Source organism: Arthrobacter sp. 260 (genome assembly GCF_013116745.1).
Taxonomy (GTDB): domain Bacteria; phylum Actinomycetota; class Actinomycetes; order Actinomycetales; family Micrococcaceae; genus Arthrobacter_D.
The window spans coordinates 308,640-320,714 of record NZ_JABFOE010000003.1 but is presented as its reverse complement, the minus strand read 5'-3'; the positions used below and the strand labels follow the sequence as shown (position 1 = coordinate 320,714).

General features: G+C 64.6%; 10 protein-coding genes and 1 tRNA gene. 5 read left to right on the top strand and 6 right to left on the bottom strand.

The genetic code is table 11. The features are described from left to right. Positions 1-198: 198 nt before the first annotated feature. Together HMI57_RS05855 and HMI57_RS05850 are read right to left on the bottom strand one after the other, a co-directional pair. Positions 199-271, bottom strand: a tRNA-Lys gene (locus HMI57_RS05855). 92 nt (positions 272-363) lie between these two features. Continuing rightward, the gene (locus HMI57_RS05850) at positions 364-2,124 is read right to left on the bottom strand and encodes an ABC transporter ATP-binding protein (RefSeq protein ID WP_171584988.1); all 1,761 of its coding nucleotides are present in this window, start codon (positions 2,122-2,124) and stop codon (positions 364-366) included. Positions 2,125-2,281: 157 nt separating this feature from the next. On the opposite strand from HMI57_RS05850, the gene HMI57_RS05845 reads away from it, so the two are divergent. The 3 genes from HMI57_RS05845 (at position 2,282) to HMI57_RS05835 (ending at position 4,867) form a co-directional block, all read left to right on the top strand. After that, positions 2,282-2,929 (top strand): hypothetical protein, encoded by a 648-nt coding sequence (locus tag HMI57_RS05845; RefSeq protein WP_171584987.1) that lies wholly within the window; start codon positions 2,282-2,284, stop codon positions 2,927-2,929. A gap of 309 nt (positions 2,930-3,238) precedes the next feature. Then, a complete protein-coding gene (locus tag HMI57_RS05840) occupies positions 3,239-3,856 on the top strand; it encodes a nuclease PIN (RefSeq protein WP_171584986.1) in 618 nt (205 codons plus the stop codon). Continuing rightward, complete coding sequence (locus HMI57_RS05835; RefSeq protein ID WP_171584985.1) at positions 3,857-4,867, top strand: inorganic phosphate transporter; 1,011 nt, start codon at positions 3,857-3,859, stop codon at positions 4,865-4,867. Between the two features lie 130 nt (positions 4,868-4,997). Here the strand turns inward: HMI57_RS05835 and pstB are convergent, their stop codons facing one another. From pstB to pstS, 4 genes are all read right to left on the bottom strand, one after another. Then, the gene (gene pstB, locus HMI57_RS05830; RefSeq protein ID WP_171584984.1) at positions 4,998-5,777 is read right to left on the bottom strand and encodes a phosphate ABC transporter ATP-binding protein PstB; all 780 of its coding nucleotides are present in this window, start codon (positions 5,775-5,777) and stop codon (positions 4,998-5,000) included. A gap of 28 nt (positions 5,778-5,805) precedes the next feature. After that, a complete protein-coding gene (pstA, locus tag HMI57_RS05825; RefSeq protein WP_171584983.1) occupies positions 5,806-6,909 on the bottom strand; it encodes a phosphate ABC transporter permease PstA in 1,104 nt (367 codons plus the stop codon). Next, positions 6,909-7,856 (bottom strand): phosphate ABC transporter permease subunit PstC, encoded by a 948-nt coding sequence (gene pstC, locus HMI57_RS05820; RefSeq protein WP_318779102.1) that lies wholly within the window; start codon positions 7,854-7,856, stop codon positions 6,909-6,911. Before pstC ends, pstA begins: the two co-directional genes overlap by 1 nt. 160 nt (positions 7,857-8,016) lie before the next feature. Further along, positions 8,017-9,141, bottom strand: a complete 1,125-nt coding sequence (gene pstS, locus HMI57_RS05815) for a phosphate ABC transporter substrate-binding protein PstS (RefSeq protein WP_171584982.1) — start codon at positions 9,139-9,141, stop codon at positions 8,017-8,019. Between the two features lie 268 nt (positions 9,142-9,409). Between pstS and HMI57_RS05810 the strand changes: the two genes are divergently transcribed. Together HMI57_RS05810 and radA are read left to right on the top strand one after the other, a co-directional pair. Continuing rightward, positions 9,410-10,537, top strand: coding sequence for an FUSC family protein (locus HMI57_RS05810; RefSeq protein WP_171584981.1), 1,128 nt, complete (start codon positions 9,410-9,412; stop codon positions 10,535-10,537). A 72-nt stretch (positions 10,538-10,609) separates the two neighbouring features. Beyond that, complete coding sequence (gene radA, locus HMI57_RS05805; RefSeq protein WP_171584980.1) at positions 10,610-11,986, top strand: DNA repair protein RadA; 1,377 nt, start codon at positions 10,610-10,612, stop codon at positions 11,984-11,986. Positions 11,987-12,075 lie beyond the last annotated feature (89 nt).

The following is a 12,075-nucleotide window of genomic DNA, read 5'->3' as shown; positions in this document are numbered from 1 at the left end:
TCGGCGGGGCCAACAGGTAAGCGGACCGGGTGGGCCGTGAACGTTGAGCCCTGGTGGAGTTGCCTACGTCTATTGCAGACGGTTCTGCGGCCGGAGTCAATCCCCTGCCCTTCATTGGCGGGCAGATCCCGTTAACGAACCAAAGTCCCCACCGATCCAGGGAACGGCGGGGACTTTGGTTCGGGTATCCCACAAATGTGGGCCCTGAGGGGCTCGAACCCTCGACCCACGGATTAAAAGTCCGATGCTCTACCATCTGAGCTAAAGGCCCGCATCACCACCGGCCACCGAAGTGGTCGAAATGACCTGCCTACATTATCGCATCCTGCGCCGGAGTGCAGAACGGGGCGCGTAGCCCCGACCTCAGCCGGCTGCTGGCTCGACAATCCTCAATGCCTCGACCAGCCGCCGGTAGAGGTCGTCACTGGCCAGCAGTTCGCTGTGGGTGCCGCTTGCTCTAATCTTGCCGTCCTCCATCACCAGGATCGTGTCGGCGTCGATCACCGTGGAGAGCCGGTGAGCGATGGTCAGGACTGCCCCCTTGCTGGCGCGGTCGCGGATGCAGTCGTGAATGGCCGCCTCAGTGAGACCATCGACCTGGGCGGTCGCTTCGTCAAGCATGAGGACCGCAGGGGTCCGCAGGATAGCCCTCGCGAGCGCGATCCGTTGCCGCTGCCCACCTGAGACAGCGGTGCTGGACAGTTCAGTGTCCAGTCCACCCGCCAGCGAAATTACCTTTTCATCCAGCTTCACAGCCCGGAGGGCATCCCAAACCTCCTGGTCGGTGGCGTCCGGGTGGGTGAACAGCAGGTTATCCCGGATGGTGCCGGGAACGATTGGTGTCTCCTGCTCAACGTATGCCAACCGCGAGCGGATCTCGGAGTGCGTGTAGCTCGAATACGGCCTCCCATCAAGAAGAATCTCTCCGTCGTGCGGTTCGATGAATCGCAACAGCAGGGAGAACAGGGTGGTTTTGCCCGCACCCGATGGCCCGACGACGGCGGTGTGGCCAACCCGCGGGATACGGACGGTGACGCCGTCAACCGCCGGTTCGGCGTCGGGACCGTAAGCCGCCCGCACGTCGCGGAATTCGAGGACCGCGTCAGTCCCGCGGTCGCCGACCGGATCCTGGGCGGCGTCGGTCAGATCCTTCTCGACCTCCATCTGCTGCACCTGGGAGATCCGGGACGCGGCGGCGATTCCCGACTGCACGGCGGTGATGTTCTGCGTGAGCTCGGTAATCGGGCCCATGATTCCGAACGCGTAGAGCAAGAACGCGATGAGACTGGATACCTCAAGCACCCCTTGGTCCACCCGCCAGGCGCCCACCCCCAGGATCACGATGATCGCCAGCTGGATCCCACCCCCAGCGATGGTCCAGGCGACAGCCTGCGTGCGGACGGCGCGGACGCTGTGCCGCGCTGACTCCCTGGCCTGGACGACGATGCGTTCGCTCTGCCTGTCTTCGGCACGGCTCGCTTTGACAGTGCGAACTGCCCGGAGCGCACCCTCCAGCACGCCGCCCAGGTTTCCCACTGACTCCTGGGCCTGCTCCTCGGCCTTGGCGATGCGGGGCATCAACATTGCGAAGAGCACCCCGACAATGACGATCGCGGTCAGGGTGGTTGTCAGCAGAACCAGGTCCAGCACGCCCATCAGGATCAGGGTTCCGAAGAGCGCAACAGTTCCGTTGACCAGGCTGACCGCGCTGGAAGAGGCGGCCTCCCGGAGCAGCACCGTGTCCGAGGTGACCCTGGTGACCAGTTCCCCCGTCGGACGCCCGGTCAGTTCTGCAACCTTGGCCTGGAAGAACCGGCGCACCATCGATTCGCGCGCGTCCAGCACAACCCGTTCGGCGAGGGTCCCCAGCAGGATCCACTGCCAAAGTCCGACCACCGAGCCAACCACCAGGAGCGCCAGCAAGACCCCGATCGGCTCGGTCAGCGACGTAGACGTACCCACCGAGTCCAGGACCCATTTGGTCACCATCGGAGTGGCCAGGGCGGTCGCGGTGGTAACCAGCCCCAGGATCAGGCCGAGCGCCAGCACGCGTCGATGTGGACGGATGAATGACCACAGAATCCTGAGCCGCGGATACCGACCGGGTGTGGCAGGAGTACTCATACCCTCATTGTCCTCGACCCTGCAGCCTTCCGGTACAGCCCGACGGCATCACCGCGTCGACAATCTGACGTACCCGGACCGGAGGGCGGTTGGACCGAAAGAGGCCCTCCGGTGGGGATGCTGGCATGGAGGGAAATGGCAGGAGTATCCTCAGTTCATGAGCGGTAACTACAGGAACCAGAGTCCGAGGCACCACAAGCCCAAGCCGTTCGCGCCGCTGGACTTCGAGGTTTTTGCTGGCGGTGCCGACCCCTCACGGGTGTCGGAAGCCGCCCACCTCGCGGCGCACGCCCTTGTCCACCACGGGAGGCTTTCCGAGGACCCCGAGGTGACCCAACGGCTGGTTGAACTCGCTGACCAGCAGGGGCTTGAAGCTATCGCCGAGATGTGGGCCGAAAGCCCAGCACGATCCCTTCCCGGCGCCCTGTGGAGGCTCTACGCGTTGCGCGCCGCTACCCAGCAGAATCCCGAACGCATCGCCTCCTACTTCAAATCGGGCAAGGACGTGGCCCAGGTTTCCAAAGTGATCGCTGGCGTGGCCGAGCCACCCGGCGCTGAGGAAGTCCAGTCGATGGCCGACACGATTCTCTCCGGCGCGTTTGAAGGGGAGTTCGACGTTGCACTGGAACGCTTCGCCGCCTTCTGCCGGGTCATCGCGCTCGGCCAGACCCATCACGCCGACGACGCCGAACCCACCAACGGGGTCCACGCCGCAAAGTTGACCCGCAACTCCCAACAGCTGATCAAGACGGCTGAGGATCTTGAGCACGCCGCCGCTTCCTGGCGGCGAGGCGAGCTGGACTAGGTCAGCTCCCGGAGCGTCAATGTTGACATGTGCGCCCCGGAGGAGAAAACTGAAAGTGGTGTCGGACCGTGGAACCCCCGGGCTTCAACATTTAGCCGCTTCGAGCGGCCTTCCGCCGAGAGGCGCTCCCGGTTCGGCACCATTTTTGCGCCCTGCGGGGCGCCACCGCCCCGCCTGATCGGCATCGCTGGCCGAGAGCGCTGGCGAAAGTGAGCGGCGGCTGGCCTGTCGGTTATTCTTAGGCAGCAACCCATCGTCCTTGGGCAGCAAACCGACAGTCATGATGCCCCGCTAGGTTAGGTAGCCCACGTGAAGCTTCGCCTCTTTCCGCAGGAGGACGCCGGACTGGTGCTGCTCTCCGACATGGCGCAGCAGCTCGTGCTGGGCGTTCGCACCATGTCGGGGATTCTGGGGGCGGCGACACGGGACTACGATCTGCTGGCCGAGGAACTGCACCAGCATGAAGCCAACTCGACCGACCTGCACTTCGCACTTCTCACCTCCATGCGCAGCAGCTTCGTCAACCCGCTCCCACGGGAGGACCTGTACGCGCTGTCGCGGCTGTTGAACGAGGCAATCGAGAAACTCGATGGTGCCGCGGAGCTCATCGCGCTGTACCAGCTGAGCAAGCTGAGCCGCCGAGCCACAGAGCAGCTTGAGGTCATTACCCGTCAGGCGGAACTGACCGCGGCGGCGATGAAGCGCCTCAACTCCATGGACGATCTCGAGGAGTACTGGATCGAGATTCTCCGGCTCGCAAAGCGGGCCGAACGTAGCCACCGGATCTGGTGCTCCGAACTCCTTAACGACCACAAACCCCTGGTTTACGCCCGCCACCGTGACGTCGCCAACCAGTTGGTCGACGTCACCAAGGACATCCGCAAGGTGGCAACACACGTGGGCAGTATCCTCGTCAAGGAATCGTAGGTGGAGCTGTTCCTCCTGGGCATCGTGGTGGTGCTGGCCGGTGGCTTCGCATTTCTCAACGGGTTCCACGACGTTTCCAACTCGGTGGCGACCGCCGTGCGCACCCGCGCCCTCACACCCAGCGTCGCGGTACTCCTGGTGGCGCTGTTCAACCTGATCGGCGCTCTGCTCGGCACCGGCGTTGCCCTGCTCTTCACCGGTGACGCCATCCGGTTACCCCCTGGCAGGGTTGGCCTCGGAATCCTGATCGCCGCCCTTATCGCAGCACTCAGTTGGGGTCTTTTCACCTGGTATCGGGGCAAGTCGTCGTCGTCCACCCACGCCCTGATTGGCGGACTAATCGGCTCCGGCGGAGCGTCAGCCCTCATGGGTGGGGAATCGATTGCCGATTCCGAACGGGTGTTCCTGCTGCAGATCGCGCTCCCGCTGCTCCTGTCCCCGCTGGTGGCATACCTGCTGGCCTATCTAGCGGTGTTCCCTGCCATCTGGCTCCTGCGGTACAGCCCGCCGCGGAAGGTGAACTCGGGTAGCCGGATGGCACAGTCAGTCCTGGCCGGCGTGTTTGCCCTGGGTCACGGGCTCCAGGACGGGCAGCGCACCATGGCGGTAGTTGTCCTGGCCCTGGTGGGCAGCGGCGTCGCAACCAGCTCGGACATTCCCCTGTGGGTGCAAATCTTCGCCGCGGTGCTGCTTGCCACCGGGTCCCTGTTCGGGGGGTGGAGGATTACCCACACCCTGTCGCACCGGCTGGTCCGGGTCGACCCGCTGCGAGGCATGACGGCGCAGGGAGTTTCCTCAGCAATGCTTTTTGTTGGGTCCATCTCCCTGTCGATGCCCCTCTCAAGCACCCACACCATGACCTCGGCCATTCTCGGGGCCGGCGCCAACCAGCGATTCCCGACAGTTCGCGGCCGTGAAGTGGTCAAAGTGCTGCTCGTCTGGTTCTCGACGGCGGCTGTCACCGCCTTGATCGGCGGAATCCTCTTCCTGGCGATGAGCCCGCTGCTCTAGCCGCTCTCCACCCGGTTCGCTGGCCCGTGGGACAAGGAAACGGCCCCGAGGTCCAGACCCGCCGATTGCAACCGGCGAGCCTTGCCCCCAGGGCCGCTTCTGTGACGATCAGGCCGGCACGTCGGACGGGTCAGCCGAAACGACCCGACACGTAATCCTCGGTGGACTTTTCCTTAGGCATGTTGAAGATGTCAGCCGTGTTGCCGTACTCGATCAGCTTCCCCGGCTTGCCCGTCGCCGCAATGTTGAAGAAGGCCGTCTTGTCGGAAACCCGGGCCGCCTGCTGCATGTTGTGGGTGACGATCGCCACCGTGTAGTCATTCTTCAGCTCGTTGATCAGATCCTCGATAGCGAGGGTCGAGATCGGGTCGAGGGCCGAGCACGGCTCATCCATCAGGATCACCTCGGGCGACACCGCAATAGCGCGGGCAATGCACAGGCGCTGCTGCTGGCCGCCGGAGAGACCGGAACCCGGACGTGCGAGGCGGTCCTTGACCTCGTTCCACAGGTTGGCTCCACGAAGCGACTTCTCCACCAGTGCGTCAGCGTCCGACTTGCTGATGCGCTTGCTGTTGAGTTTCACGCCGGCCAGCACGTTGTCCCGGATCGACATGGTGGGAAACGGGTTGGGCCGCTGGAAGACCATGCCGATCTGGCTGCGCACGTGCACGGGATCGACGGCGTCGTCGTACAGATCGTCACCGTCGAGCAACACTTCTCCCTCGACCCGGGCGCCCGGAATCACCTCGTGCATCCGGTTCAGGGTGCGCAGGAAGGTCGACTTGCCGCAGCCGGACGGGCCGATGAACGCTGTGACTGAACGGGCTTCAATGGTGAGGTTCACATCCTCCACGGCCAGGAATTTGCCGTAGTAGACGTTCAAGTCCTTGACGTCGATTCGCTTAGACATCTAAATCCTTCGGGTTGTACAGCGCCGGTCAGCGGCTGGTTTTAGGGGCGAACATCCGGGCGATCAGGCGGGCTGCCAGGTTCAGCATCATCACCAGGATGATCAGAACCAGGGCTGCAGCCCACGCCCGCTGGATGCTGGGGTCGGTGCTGGTCGGCGAGGTGGGGGTAATGATCTGGTAGTAAATGTACGTGGGAAGGGTGCTCATCCAGCCACCGAACACATCAAGGTTGATCCCGCGGGCGAAACCGGCGGTCACCAGGATGGGGGCCGTTTCGCCGATCACCCGGGCGATCGCCAGGGTGACTCCCGATGCAATACCGGAAATGGCGGTGGGGATGACCACCTTGGTAATGGTCCGCCATTTCCTCACCCCGAGCGCGAAAGACGCCTCCCGGAGCTCGTTGGGGACAATCTTCAGCATCTCCTCCGTGGAACGCACCACCACCGGGATCATCAACACGGACAGTGCGGCTGCCGCCACGAACCCGGTCCGGGTACCCGGGCCGAAGATCAGCCCGAATAGCGCTGCGGCGAAGAGTCCCGCCACGATGGAGGGGATGCCGGTCATCACGTCGACGAAGAAGGTGATCGCGCGACTGAGCGGACCGCCGGTGGAGTACTCGACCAGGTAGATGGCGGCCAGCAGGCCCACGGGGACCGAGATGATGGTGGCCCAGAGGGTAATCTGCAGGGTCCCGAGGATTGCGTGATAGGCGCCGCCGAGTACCGGGGTGCCCTCGGCCACCGTCTGGTTGTCGATGGCACCGGTGAGGCCGTTCATCGAACGGAACAGGAAGTCGCTGGTCATCCCGGGCAGGCCACGTTCCAGGACGGTCCAGATGACCGACAACAGTGGCAGCACGGCGACGATGAACGCACCGTAGATGAGGTAGGTGGCCAGCCGGTCCTTGGCCTTGCGACTACCCTCTACCGCGCCGGAAGCCGCCGTCCCACCGACGACGAAGAAGATCGCGGCGAAGAGGCTCATGGTGACCAGGCTGAAGCCGAGGAGGGCCGAGAAAGCCGCGCCGAGGATCAGGGCGCCGGCGAGGACAGCCCAGATTGCCCACCGGGGAAGCTTGTTCTTGGTGAACTGGGAGGGACGCCGGGTCATGGTTGCATTACTCATTAGTTGGCACCTGAGAATTCCTTGTGGCGGCTGATGATCCACCGGGCGATCACGTTGACCGCGAGGGTGATAACGAAGAGCACCAGGCCTGCGGCGATGAGTTCACTGAGTCGAAGCCCGAATGCTTCGGGGAAGTTGAGCGCGATCTCGGCTGCGATGGTCTGGTTGCCGGTCTGGATGAGGCTGGCATTCAGAGCGCCGCCAGAGAGGACCAGTGCCACTGCCATGGTCTCGCCGAGCGCCCGCCCCAGCCCGAGCATTGCGGCACTGATGATGCCCGGCCGTGCGAAGGGCAACACCGACATCTTGATCATTTCCCACCGGGTGGCGCCGAGCGCCAGTGACGCTTCCTCGTGGAGTTTGGGGGTCTGGAGGAAAATCTCGCGGCTGAGCGAGGTGATGATCGGCAGGACCATGACCGCGAGGACTATCCCGGCGGTGAGGATGGTCCGGCCGGTGTTGCTGGCAGGTCCCTCGAAGATGGGGATCCAGCCCAGGTTGTTGGCCAGCCAGTCATAGGTGATTGCCAGCTGAGGGGCGAGGACCGCGTAACCCCACGCGCCATACACCACCGATGGGATGGCTGCGAGAAGGTCGATCAGGTAGCCAAAGCCCTGCGCTAGCCTGCGGGGTGCGTAGTGCGAGATGAACAGCGCGACGCCGATGCCGATCGGCGTCGCAAGAATCAGTGCGATGGTCGCGGCGATCACCGTACCGATGACGATCGGCCAAATGTAGGAGAAGAACCCGTTGCCTCCGGAGATCTCACTCGGGTCGGCGGCGAACGTGGGCAGGGCCTGTCCGAGCAGGAAGATTGCCACACTGAACAGCACGGCGAGGATCAGGCAGCCGGCCAGGAGGCTGGCTGTGGAAAATATCTTGTCCCCTGATTGACCGCTGTCGCCATCTCTGCGCAACGTGTTGGGAGACACCGTCTTCGTGGACACTAATGAACCCTTCGGTGCTGGTACTGGGTTGTTCCTGCTTCGGTTGCCAAGAGTGGGCGTCGTCAGCGGTGGGTGAGGTAACTGCCTACCAGCCTAATGGCTGGGCGCAAAGGACAACCCCGCCCGGTCGACGAGGACCGGGCGGGGCAACCGGAGCGTGCTAGGAGGCAACAGCGATCGAGTCGATGGCGGCCTGCGCCTGTTCGCGCAGTCCCTCGGAGATCGGTGCGTTTCCGGCCGAGTCGGCCGAATCGCCCTGCCCATCCTCGCTGATGACGTAGGAACCGAAGGCCTTGACCAGGTCGACCGTCTCCTGATCAGCGTAGGTGGTGCAGTAGACGTGGTAGGAGATCAGCACGATTGGGTAGGCACCCGACTCCGTGGTGTCCCGGTCGAGGTTGTAGGACATATCTACCTCGGGCGCGCCTTCAACCTCTGCGGGCTCGGCAACCTCTACCGCCAGTGAGGCTGCTTCGGAAGTCAGCGCGACGTACTCCTCCCCAACTTCCACCAGCACCTGGCCGAGGTCGCCGACAGCTGAGGCGTCCGTATAAGTGATTGCGCCTTCGGTGCTGGTGGTGGTGGAAACCACTCCGTTGGTGCCCTGGGCGTTTTCTGCGACGATCTCGGCTGGCCAGTCGCCTGAGACCTCGTCGGTCCACACGTCTGGGGCTGCGGCGGCGAGGTAATCAACGAAGTTCTCGGTGGTGCCCGACTCGTCACTGCGGTGAACAACTGTGATGGCCTGGTCGGGGAGCTCCACGCCTTCATTCTGGGAGGCGATCGCCTCATCGTTCCAGTTGGCAATGTCGCCGCGGAAGACTGAGGCGATGGTCTCGGCGTCCATGTTCAACTCGTCGATGCCCGGCAGGTTGAAGGCCACAGCGATCGGAGCAATATAGGCCGGAATGTTGAATGCGCCGTCGGGACCGCACACCTCGACTGCTGCCGCATGCTCTTCTTCGTCCAGGTACGCATCGGAACCGGCGAACTGGGTTCCACCGGCGAGGAAGGCTTCCCGACCGGCGCCCGATCCGTCCGGGGCGTACTGAACTGTGGCGTCGGGGTTGGCTTCCTGGAAGCCGTTCTGCCAGGCGGTCATCGCCGCGCCCTGAGAGGAAGCGCCAGACCCGGTCAACGTGCCGGTGACCGTGCTCTCTGCCGAGCCGTTGTCCCCGGTGGCCTCTGCCGGCGTGTCGGTTGCACTGTCGGTGCCGCAGGCGGTCAATGCGAGCGCGGCGACGGAGATTACTGCCGCTGCGCGGCCAAAGCGAAGAACCTTCACTTGATGTTGCCCCTTCCAGGGAGTCGAAAAACCGGTGCTCCTGAGCACCTTTGAAGCCGGAGCTTTCTAACAGTCCGGTTTGCGTACCTACTCAAGCTAGGGGCGTCAGGTAAAGAGACTGACTGACGAAGGTGAACGGAATATGAACGAAAAACGTACATTTCTGATCTGGCTGCTCTGCCGTATTGCCATAACGCCTTCGGTGGTGTTCGGATCGAGGACGACCGGTTGACGTAACGCATTCGGGAACGGGGCTAGGCTGGGTTCCATGCCGCGGCCCCCACTTACCTCGCGCGCCCGCTCCTTTCTTCGCAACCGGACGCGGGTGGGTTTCCGGCGCAGCGCCAACTCGGTGATCCCTGCCATCCAGATGACTGTTTGTGCGGTGGGCGCGTACGTGTTCGCCGAACGGGTGCTGGGGCACAGCGGCCCGCTGTTCGCTGCAACCTCGTCGATGATCGCCCTTGGCTTCACCCGCGACCCCCGGCTTCGCCGGGTGCTCGAAGTGGGGCTGGGCTGCACCCTCGGCATCGCCCTGGGTGATGTGCTGCTGGCGCTGTTCGGCACTGGGATCTGGCAGGCCGCCGTCGTCCTCTTCGTTTCGATCCTGCTGGCCCGGTTCCTGGACAGCGGCACCATCTTCACCACACAGCTGGGCCTGCAGTCGCTGCTGGTGGTGTTGCTGCCCGCGCCCGACGGCGGTCCGTTCACGCGCAGCGTTGACGCGATCGTCGGGGGCCTCTTCGCCCTGGTGATAGTGGTGCTGGCGCCGAAGGATCCGCGGAAAGAGCCCAAGACTAATGTGCGGGAGCTGCTCGGCGAACTCTCGGACGTGCTGAGGGAATCGGCGACAGCGCTGACCCGCAGCGACCCGACACTCGCCTGGCACGCCCTGATCAAGGCACGGAACTGCCAGCCCCTGATGGAAGGGCTGTCCGGGAGCATGGGAGCGGCCCAGGAGGTGGCGCGGCTCTCCCCCGCCTACCGCCGGCACCGCCTTGAACTGGGCGAACTCAGGGGGTCGATCGAGTCGATCGACCTCGCCGTCCGGAACAGTCGCGTGTTCACCCGGCGGCTGACCTCGGTCATCAATCATGCGGCGCTCACCGATGAGGCAGTGCAGGAGCTCTCACAGGTCATCGAGGACACCGCCGACGCCGTTGACGTGCTGGGGCGTGCCCTCTCCGCGTCCGGTGCGCAGGAACGCGATCTGTCCCTCCGCCAGGCGAGGGAAGACCTTGCAGCCGTTGCCACCATGCTGCACCCGAAGCTGCTGGGCATCCAGCGGCTCGAAGGCGAAGGGCTGGTCCTGCTGTTCCGCCCGCTGATCGTCGATCTGCTGGAAGCGACCGGTCTGCCCCACGACGAGGCCGCCGGGTACCTGCCCCGACTGTGAGCCTGGTCAAAGCCGGCCGGACCGTGGTGTTTGTGCCGGTGACTGTCACCGGCCGCCGGTACGTTAGAGACCATGGCAACAAAGACAGCACGTCCGGCACGCACCTCTGCCCCCGCCTACCGCTGCGGCGAATGCGGGTGGACCACCGCCAAGTGGGTTGGCCGGTGCGGGGAATGCCAGGCCTGGGGGACAGTCGAGGAAACCGGCCAGGTGGTGGCACGGACGACGGCAGCAGTCACTGTCGCTTCCCCCGCCCTGAGGATCTCGGAGATCGATGCCAGTGCTGCCTCCTACCAGCCCACTCAGATCGGCGAATTAGACCGGGTGCTCGGTGGCGGGCTGGTGCCCGGGGCGGTGATCCTGCTCGCCGGGGAACCCGGGGTGGGCAAGTCCACCCTGGTGCTCGACGTCGCGGCACGGGTTGCCCGGCTTGGCAAGGATGTCCTCTACATCACCGGTGAGGAGTCCTCAGCCCAGGTGAAGCTGCGGGCTGAGCGGATCGGGGCACTCGCCGAAACCCTCTACCTCACAGCGGAGTCAGATCTGGGCCAGGCTCTCGGTCAGGTGGAGCGGTTGTCACCGTCCCTGCTGATCGTCGACTCCGTGCAGACCCTGAGCAGTTCAGCGGTGGACGGCACGGCGGGTGGCGTGACCCAGGTCCGGGAGGTGGCGGCGTCGCTGATTGCCGCAGCGAAGACCCGCGGCATGACCACCATCCTGGTGGGTCATGTCACCAAGGACGGCTCGATCGCGGGCCCCCGCCTGCTGGAGCATCTGGTGGACGTGGTGTGCCAGTTCGAGGGCGACCGCCACTCGCGGCTCCGGCTGATGCGGGCCATCAAGAACCGCTACGGGCCCACCGACGAGGTGGGGTGTTTCGACCTCACCGAGACCGGCGTCGAGGGCCTCGCCGACCCGAGCGGACTTTTTGTCTCACGCACCAAGGACCCGGTGTCCGGCACCTGCATCACTGTGACCCTTGAGGGACGCCGGCCGCTGCTGGCCGAGGTGCAGGCCCTGCTTGCCGAGTCCTCGAACTCCCAGCCCCGACGCGCCACCAGCGGGCTCGACAGTTCACGGGTGGCAATGCTGCTGGCGGTATTACAGCAACGCGCGTCGTTGAGCCTGCACAAGGATGACAGCTATGTGGCGACGGTCGGCGGGGTCAAGCTCAGCGAGCCGGCCACCGACCTCGCGGTCGCGTTGGCTATCGCTTCGGCGAAGACGAACCAGCCGCTCGCCGCGCGGCTGATCGCGTTCGGCGAGGTGGGGCTTGCCGGTGAGGTCCGGCCGGTGCCGGGGATCGCCCAGCGCGTGCAGGAGGCGGAGCGGCTCGGATTCACCCACGCGGTGGTGCCAGCCTCCCCCAACGGGCCCGGCAAGGTCCCCGCAGGTTTCACGGTCCATGAGGTATCAACCCTCACCCAGGCCCTTGAGCTGCTGTTCTAGAAAGGCTATGACCAACCGTTACGAATTTGCGCAGTCAGCCGGTATCCGGGTTTAGGCGGCGTTCCCACTAGGATTGGAACGGCTGCGCT